Annotated in this window: 22 protein-coding genes; 20 read left to right on the top strand and 2 right to left on the bottom strand. The window is 64.7% G+C overall.

The window, feature by feature from the left end:
* Nucleotides 1–21 precede the first annotated feature (21 nt).
* The 15 genes from QQK18_RS03730 (at nt 22) to ftsA (ending at nt 17,406) form a co-directional block, all read left to right on the top strand.
* Nucleotides 22–1,695: a Na/Pi cotransporter family protein gene (locus tag QQK18_RS03730; RefSeq protein ID WP_284338944.1), complete on the top strand. Its 1,674-nt coding sequence runs from the start codon at nt 22–24 to the stop codon at nt 1,693–1,695.
* Nucleotides 1,692–1,907, top strand: a complete 216-nt coding sequence (locus tag QQK18_RS03725) for a SlyX family protein (RefSeq protein WP_284338943.1) — start codon at nt 1,692–1,694, stop codon at nt 1,905–1,907. Before QQK18_RS03730 ends, QQK18_RS03725 begins: the two co-directional genes overlap by 4 nt.
* 195 nt (nt 1,908–2,102) lie before the next feature.
* Nucleotides 2,103–3,104: a 16S rRNA (cytosine(1402)-N(4))-methyltransferase RsmH gene (rsmH, locus tag QQK18_RS03720; protein WP_284338942.1), complete on the top strand. Its 1,002-nt coding sequence runs from the start codon at nt 2,103–2,105 to the stop codon at nt 3,102–3,104.
* A complete protein-coding gene (gene ftsL, locus QQK18_RS03715) occupies nt 3,101–3,478 on the top strand; it encodes a cell division protein FtsL (protein ID WP_284338941.1) in 378 nt (125 codons plus the stop codon). Before rsmH ends, ftsL begins: the two co-directional genes overlap by 4 nt.
* Complete coding sequence (locus QQK18_RS03710) at nt 3,478–5,190, top strand: peptidoglycan D,D-transpeptidase FtsI family protein (RefSeq protein WP_284338940.1); 1,713 nt, start codon at nt 3,478–3,480, stop codon at nt 5,188–5,190. Before ftsL ends, QQK18_RS03710 begins: the two co-directional genes overlap by 1 nt.
* A gap of 24 nt (nt 5,191–5,214) precedes the next feature.
* The gene (locus QQK18_RS03705; RefSeq protein WP_284338939.1) at nt 5,215–6,657 is read left to right on the top strand and encodes a UDP-N-acetylmuramoyl-L-alanyl-D-glutamate--2,6-diaminopimelate ligase; all 1,443 of its coding nucleotides are present in this window, start codon (nt 5,215–5,217) and stop codon (nt 6,655–6,657) included.
* A gap of 2 nt (nt 6,658–6,659) precedes the next feature.
* Nucleotides 6,660–8,057, top strand: a complete 1,398-nt coding sequence (locus QQK18_RS03700) for a UDP-N-acetylmuramoyl-tripeptide--D-alanyl-D-alanine ligase (protein ID WP_284338938.1) — start codon at nt 6,660–6,662, stop codon at nt 8,055–8,057.
* A gap of 28 nt (nt 8,058–8,085) precedes the next feature.
* On the top strand, nt 8,086–9,171 hold the full coding sequence (gene mraY, locus QQK18_RS03695; protein WP_284338937.1) for a phospho-N-acetylmuramoyl-pentapeptide-transferase: 1,086 nt from the start codon (nt 8,086–8,088) through the stop codon (nt 9,169–9,171).
* Between the two features lie 287 nt (nt 9,172–9,458).
* Nucleotides 9,459–10,619: an FtsW/RodA/SpoVE family cell cycle protein gene (locus QQK18_RS03690; protein WP_284338936.1), complete on the top strand. Its 1,161-nt coding sequence runs from the start codon at nt 9,459–9,461 to the stop codon at nt 10,617–10,619.
* Nucleotides 10,616–11,710, top strand: coding sequence for an undecaprenyldiphospho-muramoylpentapeptide beta-N-acetylglucosaminyltransferase (gene murG / locus QQK18_RS03685; RefSeq protein ID WP_284338935.1), 1,095 nt, complete (start codon nt 10,616–10,618; stop codon nt 11,708–11,710). The genes QQK18_RS03690 and murG overlap by 4 nt, the downstream gene beginning before the upstream one ends.
* A 16-nt stretch (nt 11,711–11,726) precedes the next feature.
* A complete protein-coding gene (gene murC, locus QQK18_RS03680; RefSeq protein ID WP_284338934.1) occupies nt 11,727–13,145 on the top strand; it encodes a UDP-N-acetylmuramate--L-alanine ligase in 1,419 nt (472 codons plus the stop codon).
* Nucleotides 13,142–14,119, top strand: a complete 978-nt coding sequence (murB, locus tag QQK18_RS03675; RefSeq protein WP_284338933.1) for a UDP-N-acetylmuramate dehydrogenase — start codon at nt 13,142–13,144, stop codon at nt 14,117–14,119. Before murC ends, murB begins: the two co-directional genes overlap by 4 nt.
* 187 nt (nt 14,120–14,306) lie before the next feature.
* A complete protein-coding gene (locus QQK18_RS03670) occupies nt 14,307–15,227 on the top strand; it encodes a D-alanine--D-alanine ligase (protein WP_284338932.1) in 921 nt (306 codons plus the stop codon).
* Complete coding sequence (locus QQK18_RS03665; RefSeq protein WP_284338931.1) at nt 15,215–16,096, top strand: cell division protein FtsQ/DivIB; 882 nt, start codon at nt 15,215–15,217, stop codon at nt 16,094–16,096. The genes QQK18_RS03670 and QQK18_RS03665 overlap by 13 nt, the downstream gene beginning before the upstream one ends.
* The gene (gene ftsA / locus QQK18_RS03660; RefSeq protein ID WP_284338930.1) at nt 16,093–17,406 is read left to right on the top strand and encodes a cell division protein FtsA; all 1,314 of its coding nucleotides are present in this window, start codon (nt 16,093–16,095) and stop codon (nt 17,404–17,406) included. Before QQK18_RS03665 ends, ftsA begins: the two co-directional genes overlap by 4 nt.
* Here ftsA and QQK18_RS03655 read toward each other — a convergent pair whose 3' ends face one another.
* Entirely contained in the window at nt 17,407–18,042 is a 636-nt protein-coding gene (locus tag QQK18_RS03655) for a LysE family translocator (protein WP_284338929.1), read from the bottom strand.
* 204 nt (nt 18,043–18,246) lie between these two features.
* Between QQK18_RS03655 and QQK18_RS03650 the strand changes: the two genes are divergently transcribed.
* A complete protein-coding gene (locus QQK18_RS03650) occupies nt 18,247–19,044 on the top strand; it encodes a phytanoyl-CoA dioxygenase family protein (protein ID WP_284338928.1) in 798 nt (265 codons plus the stop codon).
* A 55-nt stretch (nt 19,045–19,099) separates the two neighbouring features.
* Here QQK18_RS03650 and QQK18_RS03645 read toward each other — a convergent pair whose 3' ends face one another.
* Nucleotides 19,100–19,573, bottom strand: a complete 474-nt coding sequence (locus QQK18_RS03645; protein ID WP_284338927.1) for a VOC family protein — start codon at nt 19,571–19,573, stop codon at nt 19,100–19,102.
* 252 nt (nt 19,574–19,825) lie between these two features.
* On the opposite strand from QQK18_RS03645, the gene ftsZ reads away from it, so the two are divergent.
* The 4 genes from ftsZ (at nt 19,826) to recN (ending at nt 25,321) form a co-directional block, all read left to right on the top strand.
* Entirely contained in the window at nt 19,826–21,475 is a 1,650-nt protein-coding gene (gene ftsZ / locus QQK18_RS03640; RefSeq protein ID WP_284338926.1) for a cell division protein FtsZ, read from the top strand.
* Nucleotides 21,476–21,582: 107 nt separating this feature from the next.
* Nucleotides 21,583–22,539 carry a UDP-3-O-acyl-N-acetylglucosamine deacetylase gene (gene lpxC / locus QQK18_RS03635; RefSeq protein ID WP_284338925.1) on the top strand — a complete coding sequence of 319 codons (957 nt, stop codon included), beginning with the start codon at nt 21,583–21,585 and terminating at the stop codon, nt 22,537–22,539.
* A 142-nt stretch (nt 22,540–22,681) separates the two neighbouring features.
* Entirely contained in the window at nt 22,682–23,530 is an 849-nt protein-coding gene (locus QQK18_RS03630; RefSeq protein ID WP_284338924.1) for an outer membrane protein assembly factor BamD, read from the top strand.
* Between the two features lie 120 nt (nt 23,531–23,650).
* On the top strand, nt 23,651–25,321 hold the full coding sequence (gene recN / locus QQK18_RS03625) for a DNA repair protein RecN (RefSeq protein ID WP_284338923.1): 1,671 nt from the start codon (nt 23,651–23,653) through the stop codon (nt 25,319–25,321).
* Nucleotides 25,322–25,340 lie beyond the last annotated feature (19 nt).

Raw genomic sequence — 25,340 nt, 5'->3', positions numbered from 1 at the left:
CTCAGGAGCCAATCGAGCGCAATGAACCTTTATCTCGTCCTCCTCCACCTCGCCGGTGCCGTCGTGCTGCTGCTGTGGGCCGTACGCATGGTGCGGACCGGCGTCGAGCGCAGCCAGGAGCCGGCACTGAAAAGCCTGCTGCGCGAGAGCCGGGGCGGTAGGCTGCGGGCGGCGGCGGTCGGAGCGGGGGTGGCGGTGGTTCTGCAGAGCTCGACAGCAGTGGCGCTGCTCGCCGCCGGGTTTGCGGGTAGCGGCGTGCTGACGCTGGCGACGGGCCTGACCCTCATGCTCGGGGCCGATCTCGGCTCGGCGCTGGTCGTGCAGATTCTCTCCGTCGATCTCCACTGGTTGATACCGGTCCTGCTGGTTTTCGGCGGGGCACTGTTCTTCAAAGGCGTCTCGCGGCCGTGGCGACAGGGCGGACGCATCCTCATGGGCATCGCTCTCATCCTCGTGTCACTGCAGATGATCGGGGAGGCGACGCTTCCCCTGCGCGAGGCGGAGATGCTGCCCGGCATCGTCGGCTATCTTTCCAACGACTTCGTCACCGCTTTCCTCATCGGCGCCGCCTTCACCTGGCTCGTGCATTCAAGCGTTGCGTCGATCCTGATGGTTGCGACTTTCGCCGCGCAGGGGCTGTTGCCGCTTGAGCTCGGTGTCTCGCTGATGCTCGGAGCCAATCTCGGCGGCGGGCTGATCGCGCTTGCCCTCACGCGCAACAGCGTGGTGGAGGCGCGCCGGATCGCGACGGGGAACCTGCTGTTCCGCGGCGTCGGTGCGGTGCTTCTGCTCGCCGCCTTCCATTACCTCCAGCCGCCGCTCAACATGCTCGGGCAGGGCGCGGCTCGACAGATCATCAACCTGCACCTGGTGTTCAACCTGTTGCTGCTGGTCGTCTGCCTGCCGCTGACCGGGCCCGTAGCGCGCCTGGCCACGCGCTTCATCAAGTCCTTGGCGATCGAGCCGGTGCCGCTTGTCGAGGCGGCCTCGTGTCTCGACCCGTCGGTAGTCGGCCAGCCGACCCTGGCGCTTGCCAGTGCAAAGCGCGAGCTCTTACGTATGGCCGAGATCATCGAGCGGATGCTGAAGCCGCTGATGGAGCTTTACGAGACCGGCGATCCGGAGAAGATCAAGCAGGTCAAGCGCCTCGAAGAGGCGGTGGATCAGGCGCAGCAGGACATCAAGCTTTACCTCGCCCAGATCAGCTATCCCGCGACCATGCAGGAGGAGGAGCGGCGAGCGCACGAGCTCGCCAACTTCGCCATCAATCTCGAATATGTGGGCGACGCGATCTCCAAAACGCTCGTCAAGCTGGCCGAGACGCGGCGCGACCAGAACCTCAAGTTCTCACCGGCCGGCTGGCGCGAGCTCAACGAACTGCACCACCGGGTGATGCAGAACATGCAACTCGCCCTCAACGTGCTGATGTCGGAGGATCGGGAGTCGGCCCGGTTGCTGCTCGCCGAGAAGGACGCCATGGGTCAGGCCGAGCGTGCCAGCGCCAGCGGGCACCTGCAGCGCCTGCGGCAAGGGGCGGCGCAGAGCATCGAGACAAGCAACATCCATCTCGAGACGGTGCGGGCGCTCAAGACCATCAACTCGTTGTTCGCGAGCGTTGCCTATCCGATCCTCGCCGAAAGCGGTGAGTTGCTCGACAGCAGGCTGGTCAGGGGCAACGGAGGAGGCGCTTCGTGACCGGCCCGGAGGCCGAGCGGATCGAGGCGCTGGAGGTGCGTGTCGCCTATCACGAGCAGGCGATCGAGGACCTCAATTCGGTCATCACCGAGCAGTGGAAGACGATCGAAGCGCTCCAGCGCAAGCTTGCGCGGCTGGAGGAAGAACTCGCCGAGGCCGAACTCGGCGCCCGCGCGGCGGGCACAATCGAGCGGCCGCCGCCGCACTACTGAGTGAATTTCCACAGCGACCGGGTTCCGGCGCGCAATGGGAAACAGAATCTTAAACGTCCTTGGTCAAAGTGCGAACAAATCTCCGCGCCAGATGCGGAGCCTAGTTGTGCTGCGGATCGCGGGCCTGTCGCTCACCTTCATCCGCCAGCGCCAAGCGTACCGGTCAAACGGCCGGAAGTGGAGTAGCGCCAGACGATGGGCGAGCGTTCCGAGCCCGAGATCAGCGGTCAGACGCGCGTGCATGTCCCCGTTCTCATGGACGAGGTGCTGACGGCGCTTGCACCGCTTGCCGGCAGCCGCATCGTCGACGGCACGTTCGGGGCTGGCGGATATTCGCGTGGCCTGCTGGAGGCCGGAGCAGAGGTCATCGCCATCGACCGCGATCCGTCCGTGACGCCCTTTGCCGAGCAGCTTGTGCAAGAGTTTCCGGACCGTTTCACCTTCATTGCCGGCACGTTTTCCGAGCTCGATACGCTGGCAGCCGACAGGGGCGCCGTCGACGGCGTTGTGCTTGATATCGGCGTTTCCTCAATGCAGCTCGACCAGGCGGAGCGGGGCTTTTCTTTCATGCGCGAGGGGCCGCTGGACATGCGCATGAGCGGGCGGGGGACGAGTGCGGCCGATCTCGTCAATTCACTCGATGCCGAAACCCTTGCCAACCTCCTCTACGCTTTTGGCGAGGAACGCAGGTCGCGGCGGATCGCCCAATTCATCGTCGCCGCGCGCGCCAACGCGCCGATCGCGACGACATTGGAGCTCGCTCGCGTGATCGAGAAGGCGGTTGGACGCAAACCCGGCGACGTGCATCCGGCCACGCGTGCTTTTCAGGCGCTGCGCATTGCGGTCAACGGCGAATTCGAGCAACTGGTCGAAGGCCTGTTTTCCGCCGAGCGCCTGCTTGGCGAAGGCGGCAGGCTTGCCGTCGTCACCTTCCACTCTCTCGAGGACCGCATCGCCAAGCGCTTCTTCGCACCGGAAAAAGGCGGCCCCGCGCAGTCGCGGCACCTGCCGCAGGTGATGCGGGAAGAGCCCCGCTGGGTCGGAGTCGCCAAGGCGGTCAAACCCGGCCCGGCCGAGCTCGCCCGCAATCCGCGCGCCCGCTCGTCGACCCTGCGGGCAGCGCGTCGGTCGGCCGCCCCGGCGCGGCCGGTGAGTTTCGAAGGTCTCGGCGTTCCTCGCGTGAGGGGGGCGGCATGATCCAGAAGTTCAACCTCTTCCTCCTCGTCGTCGCCACGGTCACGCTGACCAGCGTCTACGTCCTCAAGTTCTCTATCGAGCATACTGCCGGTGAGAAGCGCGCGCTGGAAGCGCGTATCGAAGAGCAGGAAGCCAAGCTCTCGCTGCTCAAGGCCGATTGGGCCGTGCTCAACCAGCCCGGCCACATCGCGCCAATCGTTCGCCGACACCAGGAGGCACTGCAGCTTGCCGAGGTGTCTCCGAAGCAGTTCGGCTCCTTCCAGGACCTGCCGATGCGTCCCGCGCAGCCTGACGCCGGAGCCATGGACGACCTCTTCGAGATGCTTGAAGCAGGTGTCGACCCCATCGGGGCCATTCTCGAGGAGATCGAATAATGGCGGTCATGACCGAAGCCAGCCTGCCGATCGCGCTCGACGGGGCGCGCAAGGTCCGTGGCAACCTGACGCAAACACGCATCCGCTGGATGATCTTTGCGATCTTCATCGGTTTCTCGCTTGTCGGCGGACGGCTCGTGCAGCTCGGCATGGTCGAAACCGATACGCGCATCGAAGGCCAGACGCGCGATGTCATCCAGGCCTCACGCCCGCCGATCCTTGACCGCAACGGGCTGGAGATGGCAGTCGACATCCGCGTGCCGTCGCTCTTTGCCGAGCCGCGCCGCATCATCGATGTCGACGAGGCGGCGGAAGCGCTGCTTACGGTCCTGCCCGATCTCGATCCGCAATGGCTGCGTCAACGCCTCTCGGGCGACAAAGGCTTCGTTTGGGTCGAGCGCGAGCTCACCCCGGCAATCCAGGAGCGGGTCATGCGGCTCGGCATTCCCGGCATCGACTTCATCACCGAGAGCAAGCGCTTCTATCCCGGCATGAACGAGGCATCGCACATCCTCGGCTCGGTCAACATCGACAACCAGGGCATCGCTGGTATCGAACGTCATATGGACGGGGAAAACGTGGCGCTCCTGCAGGAGCTGGGTCTGGCGCGCGGCAATGCGCTCGCCCCCGTCCAGCTGTCCGTCGACATGCGCGTCCAGCACGTCGTCTACAGCGAACTGCTGGATGCGCTCACCCGCTACCAGGCGATCGCGGCGGCCGGGGTCGTCATGGACGTCAATACCGGCGAGATTGTCGCCATGGCGTCGCTGCCCGACTTCGATCCCAACGAGCCGGCGACTGCGCTGGTCAAGGATTCGTTCAACCGGGTCACCTCGGGCATTTTCGAGCCCGGCTCCATCTTCAAGACCGTTACCATGGCGGCGGCCCTCGACAGCGGAGCTGTCAACATCACCGATCAGTTCGATGCACGCTTCGGCATCCGCTTCGGGCGCTACACCATCGACGACTTCCACGGCAAGCACCGTATCCTCAGCCTTCCGGAAGTCTTCAAATACTCCTCCAACATCGGTACCATCCGCGTTATGCAGGCGATGGGCAAGGAGAACTACCGCGCCTTCCTGACCCGCATGGGATTCGATCAGCGCGTGCCCTTCGAACTGCCTGAAATGCGCCTGCCCAGCGTTCCCAAGGAGTTCTCGGAAGTGGGGGCCGCCACCGCCTCGTTCGGCCACGGCCTTTCTGTATCGCCTCTCCACATGGTCACCGCCTATTCCGCCTTTGTGAACGGCGGCAATTACGTGCCGCCTACTCTCTACAAGCGCGCCATCGAGGAGGCTCAGCCGCTCTACCGACAGGTTCTCCAGCCTAGGGTATCCGAGTACATTCGCTATCTCCTGCGCCTCAACGCCATCGATTCCGGCGGCTCGGGTTCGCGTATGAACAAACTTGCGCTCGGGTTCCGAGTCGGTGGCAAGACCGGCACGGCCGAAAAGGTGGTGGATGGGCGCTATTCATCAAGCAAGGTCACCAACTTCTTCGGGTCGGCCTTCCCGCTAGACAACCCACGCTATGCCATGATCATCATGGTGGACGAGCCCAAGCGGGAGAATCCGCAATCGGGCACTACCGCCGGCTGGAACGCTGGCGAGGTCACCGGCCGCATCATCAAGCGCATTGCACCCATGCTCGGCATACAGCCGGATTTCCGTCCGGAGGTTGATGCGGCACTGGTGCCGCCTGTATTGAGATAGATATCCAGAAGGATCCTCACCCCCGTGTCTTTGAGCGTAACTCAACTCCTGGAAGGTTCCGGCGCACGCCCCAAGAAGGGGCTGGCGCCGGTCTTCGGCATCAATTCAGACAGCCGCGCGATCGAGCCGGGCGATGTGTTCTTCGCATTGCCAGGCGTCAATACTCACGGCATCGAGCACATCGAGGAAGCGCTCAAACGCGGAGCACTGGCGGTGGTTTCGGACCGCGATCCCGTAGGCGATCCGGGCGTTCCGGTGATCAAGGTCGGCGATGTCCGCGCCGCCTATGCGCGGGCGGCTGCGCGCGTCTTCGATCCGCAGCCCGAGATCGTCGTGGCCGTTACCGGCACCAACGGCAAGACCTCGGTCGCCTCGTTCACACGGCAGATCTGGGAATTCGCGGGCATCCCGGCTGGCAGCATCGGCACGCTCGGCGTCGAAACGCGCAGGGGCCCGCGCGAAGGAAGCCTGACCACTCCGGACTCGCGCACGCTCCACCAGAACCTCAGGGCGCTCAAGGCGCAGGGCGTCAACCATGTGGTGCTCGAAGCCTCGAGTCATGGGCTCGAACAGCGCCGGCTCGATGGCTGCTATTTCGAGGCCGTGGCCTTCACCAACCTCAACCGCGACCATCTCGACTATCACGGCGACATGGATGCCTATCGCGACGCAAAGCTGCGGCTGTTTACCGACCTTCTGGTCGACAACGGTCCGGCGGTCGTCAATGTCGACGATCCGGAACACGAACCGTTCATGTTCGCGGCCCTTTCGCGCGGCTCGACGCTTTTGACCGTCGGGCGGGAAGGGGCCTATATCGAAATCCTCTCGATCGAGCCGGAAGGCTACGGGCAGCGGGTCGAGGTGCGCCATGTCGGTGAGAAGCTGAGCTTTCACCTGCCGCTGACGGGCGAATTCCAGGTCTCCAACGCGTTGATCGCTGCCGCCCTTGCCATGTCGACGGGCGTTGACAAGCGACAGGCCTTTCCCGCGCTCGAGGAGCTGAGCGGCGCCAGGGGGCGGCTCGAGCTGGTTGGCGAGCGCAACGGGGCGGCTATCTTCGTCGACTATTCGCACAAACCCGCCGCGCTCGAACATGCGCTCGCAGCGCTCCGCCCTTATGCCAAGGGTAAGCTCCGGGTTGTCTTCGGTGCCGGCGGCGACCGCGACAAGGGCAAGCGGCCGATGATGGGGGAAGTCGCCAAACGGCTGGCCGATGACGTGATCGTCACCGACGACAATCCACGAACCGAGGATGCGGCAGTCATCCGCCGCGAGATCCTGGCGGCAGCCAACGGCGCCCGCGAGATTGGCGACAGGCGGCTGGCCATTACCACCGCGGTCAAGGAGCTGGGCTCGGGCGACGTACTGCTGGTTGCCGGCAAAGGGCACGAGGACTACCAGATCGTGGGTACCGAAAAGTTCCATTTCTCCGACCATGAGGTCGTAGCCGAGGCGCTGGAAGGATAGCGATGGCACCGCTCTTTACCCGCGACGAGCTCGCCGACGCGACCGGCGGCACTGCTCGCGGCCTGAGCGAGGAGGGCATTTCCTCGATCTCGATCGACTCGCGCGACATCGCTCTGGGTGGTGCCCTGTTCGTTGCCATCAAGGGCGAGAGGTTCGACGGACACGACTTCGTCGACCAGGCGCTGGAGAATGGTGCGGCCGCCGCCATGGTTTCGCAGGAAAAGGCTGGCGGGCTTTCTGGGCCCATACTGGTGGTGCCGGACGCCCTCGAAGGCTTGGAGGCGCTGGCCCGAGCGGCGAGGGCGCGCTCGCGGGCGCAGATCGTGGCCGTTACCGGAAGCGTCGGCAAGACGACCACAAAGGAGGCGTTGCGCCTTGTCTTTTCGGCGGCGGGCAACACTCACGCTTCGATCAAGAGCTTCAACAACCACTGGGGGGTGCCGCTCACCCTGGCGCGCCTGCCGCGCGATGTTGATTTCGGTGTCTTCGAGATCGGCATGAACCATGCCGGCGAGATCACGCCGCTCGTCAAGCTCGTGCGGCCGCACATTGCGGTCATCACCAGCATCGCGCCCGCGCATCTCGACGCGTTCGGCTCGCTTGAAGGCATTGCGCGGGCCAAGGCGGAGATCTTTTCGGGGCTCGAGCCGGGCGGAACCGCGCTCATCGGAGCCGATCACGACCAGCTCGGCCTGCTGCGACAGGAGGCCGAGCGCGCGGGTGTCGGAACGGTCGTGACCTATGGTCTAGCGCCGGACAGCGATTGGCAGGTTACGGACTATCAGGTGCTGGGAGATGCAGCCAGCGCCGAGATTCGTCACGGGGACGAGCACTATCGACTGACCATCGCGGCGCCCGGTCGGCACATGGTTGCCAACGCGGCTGGCGCTCTGGCCACGGCGGTGCTGTCGGGGATCGACCCATCCGTGGCGCTCGGGGCGCTCGCGGCGTTCGGTGCGCAGGCGGGCAGGGGGCAGAAGTCGCTTTTGGGCGAGGCGGACGTCCCCCTGGTTCTGACCGACGAAAGCTACAACGCCAATACCGCCTCCATGCGCGCCGCGCTCGAGGTCTTTGCCAGCCAGGAGGCACCGGGCGGTCGCAAGATCGTGGTTCTGGGTGACATGCTCGAGCTCGGCAAGGACAGCGCGGCCCTGCATGCGAGCCTTGCCGACGCCGTCGGCGCCAGCGGTGCCGACCGGGTTTATCTTGTGGGCGAGCACATGTGGGCCCTGGCCGAGGCGCTGGAGGCCGGTCGCGTAACGCTGCACGCCAAGAGCGCCGAAGAGCTGGCAGAGCCGCTCCTCGACAGCCTTGCCTATGGCGACGCAGTTATGGTCAAAGGGTCCAACGGCATGCGGCTCGCGGGGCTCGTCCAGAAGATTCGCGACAAGTTCCAATAACCGCCGCCCTGCGAGGACGTTCGACGATATGCTCTATTTTCTTGGCCAGCTGGGCGACACGCTCTCGGTCTTCAACGTCTTCCGCTACATCACCTTCCGTACCGCCGGCGCCGTGATCACCGCGCTCTTCTTCATCTTCCTCTTCGGCCCGGGCATGATCAAGGCACTGCGTCTGCGTCAGGGCCACGGGCAGCCGATCCGCGAAGACGGGCCGCAGGGGCATCTGCTGACCAAGAAGGGCACGCCCACCATGGGCGGGCTGATGATCCTTTCAGGTGTGGTCATCTCGACGCTGCTCTGGGCCAACCTTGCCAACGGCTATGTCTGGGTGGTGCTGCTGGTGACGGTGGGGTTCGGTGCCATCGGCTTTTACGACGATTTCCTCAAGGTCAAGCGGATGAGCCACAAAGGCTTCGGCGGCAGGCAGCGGCTGGCCCTCGAGGCGGTCATTGCCGGTATCGCCTGCTTTGCTATCTCGCAGCTCGGAGAAGATCCTTTCTCCACTTCGCTGCTCTTCCCGTTCGTCAAAGGTCTTGCCCTCGAGCTCGGGTGGTTCTTTGTCGTCTTCGGTGCCTTCGTCGTGGTGGCGGCGGGCAATTCGGTCAACCTTACTGACGGGCTCGACGGGCTCGCCATCGTGCCGGTGATGGTGGCCTCGGCCTGTTTCGGGCTCATTGCCTATCTCGTCGGCTCGGTCACCTTTTCGGACTATCTGCTCATCAACTACGTGCCGGGTACGGCCGAGCTCTCGGTCGTGTGCGGCGCGCTTATCGGGGCCGGGCTTGGCTTCCTCTGGTTCAACGCGCCCCCAGCCCAGATCTTCATGGGCGATACCGGCTCCCTGGCGCTCGGAGGGGCGCTTGGCTCCATTGCGGTCGCCGTCAAGCACGAGATCGTGCTCGCCATTGTCGGGGGCCTCTTCGTCCTGGAGACGGTGTCAGTGATCGTGCAGGTCGTCTCTTTCCGCCTGACGGGCAAGCGCGTCTTCCGCATGGCTCCCATCCACCACCATTTCGAGCACCTGGGTTGGACCGAGAGCCAGGTGGTGATCCGCTTCTGGATCATCTCGTTCGTCCTCGCGCTGATCGGACTGAGCTCGCTGAAGCTGCGCTAGGGGCGTTGAGATTCAGGTGATGCCGGTCTGCCAACGGCCATATTCGCTTGCGCGGCCCTTCGGGTCTGCGCTTCCGTTGCTCACGTACCCGAAGGTACGCTGCGCTTCGGTTCTCGAAAAGGGCCATTTTCGCCTCGGCCTGACCTGAATCCCAACACCCCTCGGTTCGGCCCATCCACCGTCCCTTTCGCAAATCGCAAGCCCGGTTGGAAATCAGTAACCACCGCTGCGCTAAGGTTCGCGTCATATTTTATTCAAAAGGGACCGGGTAGCCGGTCGGCGTCGACATGTTTTCACGCGCCCAGAAAACGCCTCTTGCCGAATGGTGGTGGAGTATCGACCGCGGCTTGCTTGCCGCGCTCCTGCTGCTGCTGGCGGCGGGGATGGTGCTGAGCTTTCCTGCCAGCCCGCCGGTCGCCGAGCGGCTGGGCCTCAGTCCCTGGCACTTCGTCGTCCGCCACGCCGGGTTCATGGTGCCGACGATCGCGGTGCTGGTCGGCACCTCCCTTCTCACCCACCGGCAGGCGCGCGTCGCGGCGCTGCTGACACTCGCCATCAGTCTCGTGCTGCTCTGGGCGACCCTGCGCTTCGGCACCGAGGTCAAGGGCGCGCGGCGGTGGATTTCCTTTGCCGGACAGAGCCTGCAGCCTTCCGAATTCGTCAAGCCGGCCTTCGCGGTCATTGCCGCGTGGCTCTTTTCGGAAAGCATGATCGTCAAGAACGTGCCGGGCCGCCTGATCGCCACCGCCATCATGCTATCGATCCTGACGGCGCTCCTTCTGCAGCCCGATATCGGCCAGACCGCGCTGGTCTTCGCCACCTGGGCAACACTGCTGTTCCTTTCGGGGATTTCCTGGTGGATCATCGTCGGGCTCGCCGGCGCGGCCGGCGCGATGCTCTTCGGCGCCTACACGTTTTTCCCGCATTTTGCCCGCCGCATCGACACCTTTCTCAATCCGGAAGGGGGCGGCAACACTTACCAGATCGACCGGGCGCTCGAATCCCTGCTCGAGGGCGGCTGGTTCGGCCGGGGGCCGGGCGAATCCATAGCCAAGAAGATGATCCCTGACGCCCATGCCGATTATGTGTTCTCGGCGGCGGCGGGTGAGTTCGGCATTCTCTTCTGCCTGGTGCTCGTGGGTCTCTTCGCCTTTATAGTCATCCGCGCCATGATCGGTGCGCAGCGCCAGTCGAACCTCTTTGCGCGGCTTGCCGCCTCGACGCTCGCCATCCAGCTTGCCATGCAGGCGGGCATTAACCTGGCGGTCAACCTCAACCTCATCCCGCCCAAGGGCATGACGCTGCCGTTCGTGTCCTATGGTGGCACGTCGATGATTGCGGTCGCCTTCGGAATGGGGCTAATGCTGGCCCTGACCCGCACCAAACCCGAGGAACGCTTGTCGACCGGCCTTCCCATCTATCGCACTGCGTTGGCGCCCGCCGAATGAAAACCTTCGTCCTCATGGCCGGCGGTACGGGAGGGCATCTCTTCCCGGCCATGGCGCTGGCGCAGGAGCTGCGCCGCCGCGGCCACGTCGTCGACCTGATGACCGACCACCGCGTGGCGAGCTATGGGCAGGACTTCCCGGCGCGCAAGACCTATGTCGTGCCGGCGGCGACCCCCTCGATCCGCAATCCCTTCAAGTTCATCGGTGCGGGATTTACGATCCTCTACGGCATAGCTGTCTGCGCATCACAGTTGCGGTCGATCAAGCCTGACGCCGTCGTCGGCTTTGGCGGCTATCCAACGTTTCCACCGATGGTTGCCGCGCGCTTGGTGGGCATTCCCGGTATTCTGCACGAGGCTAATGCGGTGCTGGGCCGCGCCAACAAGGCACTGATCCGGTTTGCCCAGGTTCTGGCCACGGGTTTTCCCTCCGTCAAATTCACCGAGGATCTGACGATCGAGCGTGTGGTGACCGGAAATCCCGTTCGGGATCGGGTGCGGGCTCTGGCCGGCACTCCCTATCCATCGCTTTCGCCCAACGAACCGGTTCGCATCCTGATTTACGGCGGCAGCCAGGGCGCGCGCATCTTTGCGGATCTGGTTCCGCCTGCCATCGCCGGTTTGCCGGAGTCGCTGCGCCACCGCCTGGTCATCACGCAGCAGTGCCGCCCGGAGGACCTCGACCGGGTGGCCGAGGCCTATCGGCGATCAAGAGTAAATGTGGAGCTGACACCGTTCATAGCGGACCTGCCCGAAAGGCTGGCTGGGGCGCACCTCGTGATATCGCGTGCTGGCGCCTTGACGATAGCCGATCTGGCGGTCGTCGGCCGCCCGGCGATCCTCGTGCCGTTGCCCGGTTCGCTCGATGCCGACCAGAAGACCAACGCCACGGTCGTCGAAGCTGCCGGCGGCGGCTGGATCGCCGAGCAGGCCACGCTTTCACCGCAATCGCTTGGCACTCGCCTGGCAACGCTGTTATCGGACCCCCAAACGCTTGCCCGCGCTGCGGCCGCCTCGCTTTCGCTCGGCCAGCCGCTGGCCGTCGAAAAGCTCGCCGACCTCGCCGAGCGGCTCGCCGGGCAGGGGAAATAGGAATGGACTCTTTCACATGAAAATGCCGCGCAATATCGGACCGGTGCACTTCATTGGCATCGGCGGCATCGGCATGAGCGGGATCGCCGAGATCCTCTTCAACCAGGGCTATAAGGTGCAGGGATCGGACACGGTCGCGAGCGCCAATGTCCAGCGCCTCAGGGACCTCGGCATCAAGGTCGCTATCGGCCAGTCACCCGACAATCTCGGTGAAGCGGCGGTGGTCGTCGTTTCCTCGGCCATCAAACGCGACGACCCAGAGCTTGTTGCGGCGCGGGCACGGTTCCTGCCGGTCGTGCGGCGCGCCGAGATGCTGGCCGAGATCATGCGGTTCAAGAACGCCATCGCCATCGGCGGCACCCATGGCAAAACGACCACGACGACTCTGGTGGCGACCCTTCTCGATGCCGCCAACATGGACCCGACGGTCATCAACGGCGGAATCATCAACGCCTATGGAACCAATGCCCGGCTTGGGGGCGGAGAGTGGATGGTGGTGGAGGCCGACGAGAGCGACGGCACCTTCATTAAATTGCCGGCGGACGTTGCCGTCGTCACCAATATCGATCCCGAGCACCTCGACCACTACCGGGATTTCGCCGGCGTCAAGAAAGCCTTCCACACTTTCGTCGAGAACGTGCCCTTCTACGGCTTTGCCGTGATGTGCCTCGACCATCCCGATGTGCAGGCGCTGGTGGGCGAGGTGCGGGACCGGCGCGTCATCACTTATGGCCGCAACCCGCAGGCGGACGTGCGGCTCGTCGATCTCGTCAACGAGAACGGCATCAGCCGGTTTTCGGTCGAAATCCGTGACCGCATGCGCATGACGCACCTGCGCATCGACGGGCTGGAGCTGCCGATGCCCGGCGAGCACAATGCGCTCAATGCCACAGCCGCCATCGCCGTCGCCGACCAGCTCCATGTGCCGGCAGAGGCCATCCGCAAGGGGCTGAAGACGTTCTCCGGCGTCAAGCGGCGCTTCACCCGCGTCGGGGTGGTCGGGGGCGTTACCGTCATCGACGACTATGGGCATCACCCGGTCGAGATCGCCTCGGTGCTGCGCGCGGCGCGCCAGTCGGCCAAGCGTGACGTCGTCGCGATCGTCCAGCCACACCGCTATTCGCGTCTGCATGACCTGTTCGACGATTTCGCCGCTTGCTTCAACGATGCCGACACGGTCCTGGTCGCGCCGGTCTATGCGGCGGGCGAGCAGCCGATCGCCGGCGTCACCCACGACGAGCTCGTCGCCCGCATCCGCGCCCGTGGCCACCGCGACGTGCGCGCCATCCCGGGTCCGGAAGTGCTTGCGCCGATGTTGGCCGAGCGGGTCGAAGAGGGGGACTACGTCGTCTGTCTCGGGGCGGGCAACATCACCCAGTGGGCGACGGCCCTGCCGGGTGAGCTGGGCAAGATGATCGGCAAGGCGCCGGCATGACCTATCCCGACCTCATCCCGGCCTTAAAGCCGTGGATCGACGAGGTCCGCGGTAAGCTGGTGCCCAACCAGCCGCTCTCGGAAGTCACCTGGTTCCGCGTCGGTGGGCCGGCGCAGCTCTTCTTCACGCCGGATGATGAGGAGGACCTGGCGTTCTTCCTCAAGAACCTGCCGGTCGAGTTCAAAGTTACGACCATCGGCCTCGGCTCCAACCTCCTCATCCGCGACGGCGGGCTCGACGGAGTCGTCATCCGGCTTGCCGGCAAGGCGTTCGGCCAGATCGAGATACTCGATGATCACCGGCTGAGGGTCGGGGTGGCACTGCCGGATGTGAAGGTGGCAACCGCCGCGGCGGAAGCAGGCATCGACGGGTTGAGCTTTTATCGCGGCATTCCAGGTGGCATCGGCGGGGCGCTCTATATGAACGCGGGTTGTTACGGCACCGAAACGCGCGAGCGCGTCGTCGAATTGCGCGCCGTAACGCGGCAGGGCGAGGTCGTCACGCTCTCGAACGCCGACATGGGCTACCGCTATCGCAAGTCGAACGGACCGCGCGGCGCGATCTTCACCTCAGCGGTCTACCAAGGCATCCCGGGCGACAAAGACGATATCCTCAAGCGCATGCGCGAGATCACCGAGACGCGTGAGTCGAGCCAGCCGACCCGCGCCAGGACGGGCGGCTCGACGTTCAAGAATCCGGAAGGCTATTCGAGCTGGAAGCTGATCGACGAGGCGGGTTGCCGGGGCCTTCGGATCGGCGATGCGCAAATGAGCGAGATGCACGCCAACTTCCTCCTGAACCTCGGCAACGCCGACGCCCATGACATCGAGACGCTAGGCGAGACGGTGCGCCACCGCGTGCGGGCCACGCACGGTATCGACCTGCAATGGGAGATTCGCCGCATGGGCCACTTCGTTCCCGGCCGCGAGGTGCGCGAGTTCCTCGACGGCGACGTCTTCACGGGGGCGGTATGATGGTGTTGAGCGCGCTGAGCGCGACCCCCCTCCCATCCTCCCCCACAAGGGGGGAGGTGCCGCATTGGGGTTGTGGCACCATTGTTCCAAAAACACTGACCTTCACCTCCCCCCTTGTGGGGGAGGCCGGGAGGGGGGTGTCCAGTGACTTGCCGCAGCGCGCAGTCCATCATAACCGGAGCCATCCATGAGCAAGCATGTCGCCGTCCTCATGGGCGGATGGTCCAACGAGCGGCCGGTTTCGCTGAGTTCGGGCACAGAGTGTGCGCAGGCGCTGCTGCGGGCGGGTTATCGAGTCACCGAGGTGGATGTAGAGCGCGATATCGCTCACCGGCTCGAGGAACTGAAGCCGGATGTCGCGTTCAATGCGCTGCATGGCGCGTTCGGGGAAAGCGGCATGATGCAGGGGCTGCTTGAACTTATGCAGATCCCCTACACCCACTCGGGCGTGCTTGCCTCGGCGCTGGCCATGGACAAGCACCAGTCCAAGATCATGTTCAAGGCGGTCGGCATTCCGGTGACCGATCACGTGATCGTGTCGCGGGCGGAGGCCGCGCGTGATCACGTCATGGCACCGCCCTATGTCATCAAACCCATCGCCGACGGGTCGAGCCTCGGCATCTTCATCGTAAAGGCCGAGCAGAGCCATCCGCCGCAGGAATTGTTGCGCGAAGACTGGAAGTCGGGGGAGGAGGTGATGGTCGAGCGCTACATCCCCGGGCGGGAACTGACATGCGCCGTAATGGGGGATGTGGCGCTGGGCGTCACCGAGATCGTGACCGATCTCGCGTTCTACAATTACGAGGCCAAATACACCGAAGGCGGATCGCACCACATCGTTCCGGCGCCGATTTCACCGAATATTTACGACAAAGTGCAGAAGATGAGCCTCAAGGCCCACGCTGCACTGGGCTGCCGGGGCGTGACGCGGACCGACTTCCGCTACAACGAAGCGGCAGGCGAAGATGGTCAACTGGTCTGCCTCGAGCTCAACACGCAGCCGGGAATGACCCCGACCTCCCTCGTTCCGGAGCAGGCGCTTGCCGCAGGGCATTCGTTCGAAGAGCTTGTCTCCTGGATGGTGGAGGACGCGAGTTGCAACAGGTAGGCACAAAGGCTTTTCTCGCCGACGCCCGTCCTGTCGATCCCCGTTCCCTGCCTGTGGTCAAACGGCCGCCTGTGCGGCGCGCGCGGATCGGGTTCGAGCGTATCTGGGTTCTGCACAGCCGGCTGATCATGCGGGCAGGCGCGATCTGCCTCGCCTGCCTTGTCCTACTCGCCGTCTGGCAGGCGCGCGAGCCGATCGGGACGGGGCTTTCGACAACTGCAGGCCTGCTCAACGGTGAATTCGCCGACGCCGGCTTCGCGGTCGGCGAGATTTCCATTACCGGTCAGGTGCTGACGCGTGAGAGCGAGATTCTCGCCGCGCTCGGCATCGCCCCGCGCACGTCGACGCTTGATTTCGATGCCGAGGCGGCCCGCACGCGCGTCGCCGAGTTGCCCGCCGTCGAGACCGTCACCATCCGCAAGATCTACCCTGCCGACGTCGTCGTGACCGTCATGGAGAAAGAACCCGTGGCGCGCTGGCGGGTCGATGGGGTGACCTTCCTCGTCGATGCGCATGGCGAGCAGATCGGCGAGGACCACGGCGCCTGGGGCGATCTGCCGCTCGTTATCGGCGATGGGGCGGCGGACGACGCCATGGTGATGATCCGTTCCCTCGACCAATTCCCCGATCTCTCCGCCGATGTCGTCGCGCTCTCGCGCATCGCCGACCGGCGCTGGGATCTGGTCTATGACACGGGGCTGCGGGTGCAGCTTCCCGAGTTCGGCGTTGCTCAAGCGCTGCGCCAGCTCGAAACCTATCAGCGCGACTACGCCCTCCTCGACCGGGACGTGACCATCATCGACCTGCGCAACCCCGGCATGGTGGCGCTCAGACCCGCCCAACGCGAAGAAAACGACGAAAAAGAATGATCACCGACTCCCTGACTGCCCGTCTCCGCCCGCTGCAGCCGGGCCGCACGAGCCTGGTGGCGGTGCTCGACATCGGCTCGGTCAAAATGTGCTGTGTCATTGCCCGGCTGGTGCCGCGGCCGGAAGGCAAGGCGCTCAAAGGTCGCACGCACAAGGCCGAGGTCATCGGCTTCGGCTACGGCCCCTCGGCCGGGGTCAAGAGCGGGGTGGTGACTGACATCGACAAGGCCGAGCACGCCATCCGGTCGGTGGTCGGCATGGCCGAGCGGGCGGCGGGGCTGACAGTCGAGACGGTCATCGTCAACGTCACCGCCGGGCGGCTCGGATCGGAGACCTTCTCGGCGACCGTCTCGCTCGACGGCGAGGAGGTCGAGAAGACCGACATCGTCAAGGTGTTGCGAGCCGTCAACGAGCGCTCGGTAAGGCCTGAGCGGTCGATCATCCATGCGCTGCCTATCGGCTTCTCGCTCGACGGCCACAGGGGCGTCGCCGATCCCAAGGGCATGGTTGGGGAAAGGCTTGGCGTCGACGTCGCGGTGGTCAGCGCCGAGACGCTCGCCATGCGTAACCTCGAGCTGGTGCTGCACCGTTGCCACCTGCAGATCGAGGCGCTCGTCGCCACGCCTTACGCTTCGGGGCTCGCGACGCTTGTCGATGACGAGGCCAAGCTCGGTGTCGCCTGCATCGATTTCGGCGGCGCGACGACGACGGTCTCGGTGTTCAACGAGGGCCGCCTCGTCTATGCCGATGCCATCGCCATCGGCGGACATCACCTGACGCTCGATCTTGCCCGGCAGCTTTCGGTCTCGATCGCCGACGCCGAGCGCCTGAAGACCTTCTATGGCTCGGTGCTGCCCGGCCAGGCCGACGAGCGCGACATGATCCCGATCCAGCCCGTGGGGGCGACGCACGACGAGGCGCCGGGACAGGTGGCCCGTTCGGTCCTCACCCGGATCATGCGTCCGCGCATCGAGGAGGTTCTGACCGCTATCCGCGACCGCATGCAGGCGACCGGCATGATGGATGTCTGCGGGCGACGGTTCGTGTTGACGGGTGGCGCCAGCGAACTGACCGGCCTGCCGGAGCTGGCGCGGCGCGTGCTTGCCCGCAACGTGCGCAACGGTCGTCCGATGGGTATCGCGGGCCTGCCCGAGCTCGCCAAAGGCGCCGCTTTCGCTGCAGTCACCGGCATGCTGGTCTATCCGCAGGTCTGCGCCAACGAATATACCGAGCCGCGGCCGGTCCGGAAGCTTACGGGTACCGACGGGTATCTGTCGCGCGTCGGCAGCTGGCTGCGGTCGAGCTTCTGATTACGGCCGAAAATCCCTGGCGCCCGAGAAGAAGAGCATTGTGCCCAAGGCGCCGAATGCGACCCCGAACATCGCCTCAATGATCCGCCAGAAGCGCTGGAAGACGCGCGTGGCGACCCCGGTCGAGAACAACAGGGCATAGGTGCCGTAGATGGCAACTCCGGAGGCGACCGCAAGCGGACCGAAGGCCAGTACTTCAGCGTTGGAAAGCTCCATTCCAAATAGAAAGGTCGCGACCGCCGACCACATCAGTGCCGCCTTTGGATTGGTCATGATAACAAGGAAACCACGGCGCCAGGCAGCGATGTCTGAAAGTCTGCTCTTGGCTGCGCGTACCGTCGACCCCCCAGGCGTGATCGCGGCCTTGAGGCCTTTGTAGGCCAGGTAGATCAGATAGGCGGCGCCGAGGAACTTGAGCGCTGTCAGCAGCACGGGCAGTTCTTCAAAAAGTGCACCGAGGCCGATGGCGACACCCGTCGCCCAAACCAACATGCCGGTATTGATCCCGGCAACTACCATCAGCGCCGTCCGCCGGCCTTGTCCCAAGGCGGCTTCGGCCACCGCAAACATATTGGGTCCCGGCGACGCCTGGGCAGCGATGACGCCCAGCCAGGCAATGAAGAAGGCCTGCAGCATAGTAGCTCCAGCGGGTAGGGTTGAAATCGGGGAGAGCGTAGCCTAGCTTGCCCTCGTCATGAAGAGCATCCAGTTCAATATCGCTTCGGCGTTCTTCCAAGTCGCCTGAACCCAAGGCGCCCCAAGAGGTGCGTGGTGCGGTGCCGCAACGGTGCCGCGAGTTCTGTTGCCGGGCGCTGCTTCCGGCCGACTGGAGACTTCTTCATGCCTTCCCAATTCAATCGCGTGCTCACCGGCGCGCAGATCGATCAATTCATCGCCGACGGTTTCGTGCGGCTCGACAACGCCTTTCCCGCTGAGGCGGCGGCTGAGGCGCGCGCAATTCTCTGGCGGGATAGGGGCTGCGATCCTGACGATCCCTCGACCTGGACCAGGCCCGTTGTCCGTTTAGGACAATACAGTCAACCGCCTTTCATCGCGGCAGCAAATACGCCACGCCTGAGGGGTGCGTTCGACGAACTCGTCGGGCCGGGGCGATGGCAACCCCGGGCAAGCCTTGGCACGTTTCCGGTGCGTTTCCCCTCGCCGGAGGACCCGGGCGACGCCGGCTGGCACATCGACGTGAGCTTCGGCACCGATACCCCGAACTTCCTCGAGTGGCGGGCGAACGTGACCTCCAGGGGCAGGGCGCTTCTGATGCTGTTCCTGTTCTCGGACGTCGGGGAGGCGGATGCACCGACCCGTATCCGTGTTGGCTCGCATCACGATATCGCCCGACAGCTGGCCCCGGCGGGGGATGAGGGGCTGACGCTCGGGCAGCTGGCGGCGAATGGCTTTGCCGAAACCGCGCACCTGCCCGAGATGCTCGCCACGGGTCCGGCCGGCACGGTTTATCTCTGCCATCCGTTCCTCGTGCATGCGGCCCAGCCGCATCGCGGCACGCGACCACGGTTCATGGCCCAGCCACCGCTCATGCCGCGCGAGCCGCTGATGCTGGAGCGGACCGACGGCGCCTATTCGCCTGTTGAAACGGCGATCCGGGTGGCGCTGGGGAAGGCCTGAACTAATGGAGCCGGGCCGGCGACCCGGCTCCATTCTTGCACGTCCTGGCGGGTTCTTAGCCGCGATAGGCGTTCTCGAGTTCGGCGACGACAAGCTTCTTCATCTTGAACATCGCCTCCGTTGCGCGCTTGGCGCCCTCCGCGTCCTTGCCGGTGACGGTCCCGTAGAGTGCCCGGGGGACGATCTGCCAGGACAGGCCGAACTTGTCCGTCAGCCATCCGCACTGGACTTCCTTGCCGCCGTTGGCGGTAAGCTTGTCCCAGTAGTAGTCGACTTCGGCTTGGTCCTCGCAGTCGACGATGAACGAGATGGCTTCGCTGAACTTGAAGTCCGGGCCGCCGTTGATGGCGTTGAACCGCTGGCCGGCGATCTCGAAGTCGCCGGTCATCACCGAGCCGGGCTTGCCCGGTCCGGCTTCGCCATAGCGCGTTACGCTGTGGATCTTGGCATCGGGGAACACCGACACATAGAAATCCATCGCTTCTTCCAGATTGTTGTCGAACCAGAGGCTGGGGGTGATCTTGCTCATTGTGGTCTCCTTCCTATAATCTATAACCAAAGTATTATATGACAATTTGGTTATATGCAAGCGCATTTGCGCTCGGACTCAGCGATCGTCGAACGGTCGGATCGACAGGGACAGGGTTAATGAGAGGTGAGCACCGGCGCCGGCGAGCCTCGCAATTTGCGCATTCGTTAACGTGGTAGGTGCAATTGTTAGGGTCCGGTTAACGAATGGCGGAGTAAATCTAGTTCCAACCACGCCATTATGGGGCCATTCATGACCATCAACCTCACCATCCCCGACATCCAGGAACTCAAGCCCCGCATCACGGTTTTCGGAGTCGGCGGCGCGGGCGGCAATGCGGTCAACAACATGATCGAATCCGGCCTCGACGGGGTCGATTTCGTCGTGGCCAATACCGATGCGCAAGCCCTGGCGCTCTCCAAGGCCCAACGCATCATCCAGCTCGGTGTCGGCGTCACCGAAGGCCTGGGTGCCGGTTCGCATCCCGAAGTCGGCCGGGCGGCGGCGGAGGAAAGTTTCGACGAGATCAACGATCACCTCTCGGGCTCGCACATGGTGTTCATTACCGCGGGCATGGGCGGTGGCACCGGCACCGGCGCGGCGCCTGTCGTTGCACGCGCGGCGCGCGAGCAGGGAATCCTTACCGTCGGGGTGGTCACCAAGCCGTTCCAGTTCGAAGGCAACCGCCGTGCGCGGCTGGCCGAAGACGGCATCGACGAGCTGCACCGGCATGTCGATACCCTCATTGTCATCCCCAACCAGAACCTCTTCCGCGTCGCCAACGAAAAGACCACGTTCGCCGACGCCTTTTCCATGGCCGACCAAGTGCTGTTCTCGGGCGTAGCCTGCATCACGGACCTGATGGTCAAGGAGGGGCTCATCAACCTCGACTTTGCCGACGTACGCGCGGTCATGCGCGGCATGGGCAAGGCGATGATGGGCACGGGTGAGGCTTCGGGCGAGGATCGCGCCCGCCACGCGGCCGAGGCGGCGATCGCCAATCCGCTGCTCGACGACGTCTCAATGCATGGCGCGCGCGGGCTGCTCATCTCCATCACCGGTGGTCCGGATCTTACCCTCTATGAGGTCGACGAGGCAGCGAGCCGCATCCGCGAGGAAGTGGATTCGGACGCCAACATCATTCTCGGCGCCACGTTCGATCCCAATCTCAACGGAACCATCCGCGTGTCGGTCGTTGCCACGGGCACGGACGCCGCCATGGTTCAGGCGCTCGAGCCTGCCCGGCCGCATGCTGGTCGCGCGCCGCTCTCGGTCAAGCGCCAGGCGCCGCCCGAGCCGTCGCATGTCGTCCCGGCGACGATTGCGGCCGCCGAGGAGGAGATCGGCCATCAGGTCGAAGCGGCCGTGGCCGAGGCCATCGGCAGGGAGACCGCGCCGCCCGCCGCCACCGCCGCGCAGGACGACGATGGCGTCTTCGTCGAGCCCTATATCCCGGCCGCTGCCAGCCATGATTCGTTCGAGGATCAGCTGCCGCGTGATGAGGAGCCGGTTCCCAGTGTCTATGTGCCCTCGAACGCTGCCCGGCCCGAAGGCCAACGCCGCATGCCCCGCACCGAGGAGCTGCCGATTGTTGCGCGGCGGTCACAGGAGGCGCAGGAACGTCACGAGGCCGAGCCGCGCAATGCGCGGGCGCTGTTCAAGCGCCTGGCCTCCAACGTGGGCATCAACCTCAAACCGACCGCCGAGGAAGAACCCATTCCTTCGCAGGCTGACGACAACGCCGCCCGTAGTGCGATTGAGTCAGGTCCCACAAGGGTTTCGTCCCATGTTCCGGCGGCCGAGGGTGCACGCGGTACTCTCGATTTGCATGGCCGACCGGCCGCTCCCGGGCCGACCAAGGACCACTTGGAAATCCCCGCGTTCCTGCGTAAACACGGGTAAGTCGGCGCGCGCGCCGTCAAGACATCAGCCCCGGCGCGGCTTCCGCGCCGGATTTTTTTTGAGTAGACCTTCGTCTGTTTGCGGGCTTGGTATTGGAGCTTTTGAGTATGCATAAACTTACGACACGCCAGCGTACCCTGGCGTCTGAGCTCTCCTTTGGCGGCTATGGCGTCCATAGCGGCCAGCCTGTTACTCTTTCAATCGCGCCCGCACCGCCCAACAGCGGCTATCTCATCAGTCGCGACCTGACAGACGGGCGCAAGACCCTTCCAGTCCAGATCCATTTTTCGCGCGTCACCCGGACCACGCTCTGCACCACACTCGATCTCGGCGACAGCGTCAGCGTGGCTACGGTCGAACACGTGGTTTCGGCTCTTTCGGGCATGGGTGTCGACAATGCGCTCATCACGCTGGATGGTGGCGAGTGCCCCATTCTCGACGGCAGTGCGCGGCCGTTCGCCGAGGCTATTCTCGGGGCGGGCCTCGAAATCCAGCCGGCGGTGCGCCGCTTCATCAAGATCGTGCGGGCTGTCACCGTCAGGAACAACGACGCCTTCGCCGCCCTCGAGCCCTACAATGGGCGTGCGCTTGATCTTGAGATCGACTTCGACAGCAAGGTCATCGGCCGTCAGCGCATGATTTTCGACTGGTCGCCCCGCAAGTATTACGAGGACGTCTCGCGCGCACGCACATTCGGCTTTGTGCGTGACGCCAAGATCCTGCGCCAGGCAGGCTACGCGCTCGGCTCATCGCTCGATAATTCCATCACCGTCCACGAAGACCGCATCCTCAACCCGGGCGGACTGCGCTACGAGGACGAGTTCGTGCGTCACAAGCTCCTCGATGCCATCGGCGATCTTTCGCTTGGCGGCATGCCGATCTATGGGCGCTTCCGCTCGTACAAGGGCGGGCATGCGCTCAACGCGCACGTGCTCTCGAGTCTCTTTGCCAGCGACGCCAACTATGAGATCGTTTCGGGCGAGGATCTGCCACTCGATTTCGACGCCCTCGATGACCTGCCCGAGGGGCTGTCGGTGCATTCCTATCTGCGCTCTGTCGTTTGAACGGAACATCCCCCTCCGGCGGGTCATCACCCGCACACCCTTGTGTTCGGCGCGATGAGGGCTTACCCCTTGCCGCCACAGTTTTGATTGAATTGATGACTAGGGCGCAGGGCTTATGCGCTTGGCGAGAGGAACGGGGCAGTTGTTGAATTCCATGACGTTTGGTGAGCTTTCCGGTCGCATCTCCCGCGTGGTGGCCTGCGGCCTCATGGCGCTGGCGCTGGCCGGGTGCTCGGGCTTCAACCTCTTCGGTCCGCCAAAGCTCCGCGAGGAAGCGATCGTTCCCGAGGCCTCGCTCTACCAGCAGGCGCTCAACAACATGGACGATCAGCGCTACCTGACCGCCATCGATCTCCTCGAACGGCTCGAGCGGCAGCATCCGCGCGGGCAACTCTCCGAGGAAACCAAGCTGATGCTGGTCTATGCCAACTATCGTATCGGCAAGTTCGACGAGGCGATCGCGGCGGCGGACCGGTATCTCGCTATCTACCCCAACGGCAAGGACGCCGCCTACGTCTACTGGTTGAAGGGTACCTCCTATTTTGCGCAGATCAAGGATATCACGCGCGACCAGAAGATCTCGCAGGATGCCATCGAGACTTATACGCAACTGATCCGCGCCCATCCGCAGTCCGAATATGCCAAGGATGCGCAGGATAAGCTGAAGGTCGCCTACGACAATATCGCCGGCAAGGAGATGTCCGTCGGCCGTTACTATCAGGGCAACGGCCAGTATTCGGCCGGCATCAACCGTTTCCGTGTCGTCGTCGAGCAATACCAGACCTCGACCCATATCGAGGAAGCGCTGTATCGCCTGACCGAGAGCTATCTGGCGCTCGGGCTGGTGAGCGAAGCGCGTACGGCCGCCGCCGTCCTCGGCCACAACTACCCCTCGAGCGAATGGTACCAGCGCGCCTTCGACCTCCTGGCGCGCCAGGGGCTCAGCCCTCAGGTCAACGAAGGTTCGTGGCTCGCTGCCCAGCGGACTTAGTCGCTAATATAATGTTGCCTCTTTGTTCCGGGGTGCGCTAGTTTGCTGGCGCGCCCCGTTTTGCGTTATTAAGCGGTCTGCGGGGATTTTGACTCGCGAGTCCGAGGGGCCCTCACCGGAATGCTCAACGCACTTTCCGTCCGTAACATTGTCCTGATCGACCAGCTGGACCTGGCTCTCGATACCGGCATGACGGTGCTGACCGGCGAGACTGGCGCCGGCAAGTCCATCCTGCTCGATGCGCTGACCCTGGCGCTCGGGGGCAGGGGCGATGCATCGCTGGTGCGAAAAGGCGCCGAGAGCGGGCAGGTGATCGCCGTGCTGCAACTGGCCGTCGACCACCCGGCGCGCGCGGTGCTGCGCGAGAACGCCATTCCTGACGATGAGGACATCATCCTGCGGCGCGTGCAGTTCGCCGACGGGCGCACCCGCGCGTTCATCAACGATCAGCCGGTTTCGGCGAGCCTCCTGCAGAAAGTCGGCTCGCAGGTGGTCGAAATCCACGGCCAGCACGATGATCGCGCGCTTGTCGACGTCGCAACCCACCGCGCGGCGCTCGATACCTTCGGCGGTCTCGAGCGCGAAGTCGCCACCGTGCGCGACGCCTGGTCGAGATTGACCGAGGCCGAGGCGGGGGTCGCCGGGCAGAAGGCGCTCGTTGCCGAGGCGCTCGCGCAGGAGGACTATGCCCGCCACACGGTCGAGGAGCTGTCGGCGCTGGCGCCTACCGTGGGTGAGGAGGAAGAACTGGCCGAGCGGCGCCAGCACCTCATGCAGATCGAGAAATCCGCCACCGACGTCAACGAAACCGACGAAATCCTCAATGGTCCGGCCGCGCCGGGTCCAACGCTCTCGAGCCTCATGCGTCGCCTCGCGCGCAAGGCCGACGGCGGGGCCGATCTCTTCCAGCCGCTGGTCGAGGAGCTCGACGCAACCCTTGTCGCCCTTGACCGGGTTTCGGAGGCGCTGGAAGCGCTCAAGCGCGAAATGGCTTACGACCCGACCGAACTCGAGCGGGTCGAGGAGCGCCTCTTCGCCCTGCGCGCGGTCGCCCGTAAGCACCAGGTCCTCTGTGACCAGTTGCCGGAGGTGTTGGCGCGCTACCAGGGGGAGCTGGCGACGCTGCAGAACGGCGAGGCACGGCTCAGGGCTTTGGAGGCGGAGGCTGCTGCAGCGCGCAGCGCCTATATCGAGGGTGCCGCGGTCCTCAGCAAGGCGCGGGTCAAGGCCGCCGCAGCCTTGAGCAATGCGGTGGACAAGGAGCTGCCGGACCTCAGGCTTGGCGCCGCGAGATTCATCGTCGATCACCAGCGCGACGACGCCCGCGTCTCGACCCACGGCTTTGATCAGATTGCCTTCCACGTGCAGACCAATCCGGGCACAGCCGCGGGGCCGTTGCTCAAGGTCGCTTCCGGTGGCGAGCTGAGCCGGTTCCTGCTGGCCCTGAAGGTCGTGCTTGCCGATCGCGGCTCGGCGCCTGTCCTCATCTTCGACGAGATCGATACCGGAGTCGGGGGCGCCGTTGCAGACGCCATTGGGCGGCGGCTCGGGCGGCTCGCCGACCGGGTGCAGGTGCTGTCCGTCACGCACGCGCCGCAGGTTGCTGCGCGTGCACACCGGCATCTGCTCATTGAAAAGCAGGCGGTCGAGGAGGGGGCGTTCGTGCGCACCCATGTCAAGCCGCTCGATTCGCGCGAGCGCCGCGAGGAGGTCGCCCGGATGCTCGCAGGCGCCACCATCACCGAAGAGGCGCGGGCGGCGGCGTCGAAACTGCTGAGTGAGGTCGGCTGAGCGCCGGCCCGAGTTAGTT

The organism is Devosia nitrariae (assembly GCF_030160115.1).
Classification (GTDB): domain Bacteria; phylum Pseudomonadota; class Alphaproteobacteria; order Rhizobiales; family Devosiaceae; genus Devosia; species Devosia nitrariae.
The sequence above is the reverse complement of the archived record's forward strand: the minus strand, read 5'-3'. Positions and strand labels throughout refer to the sequence as shown.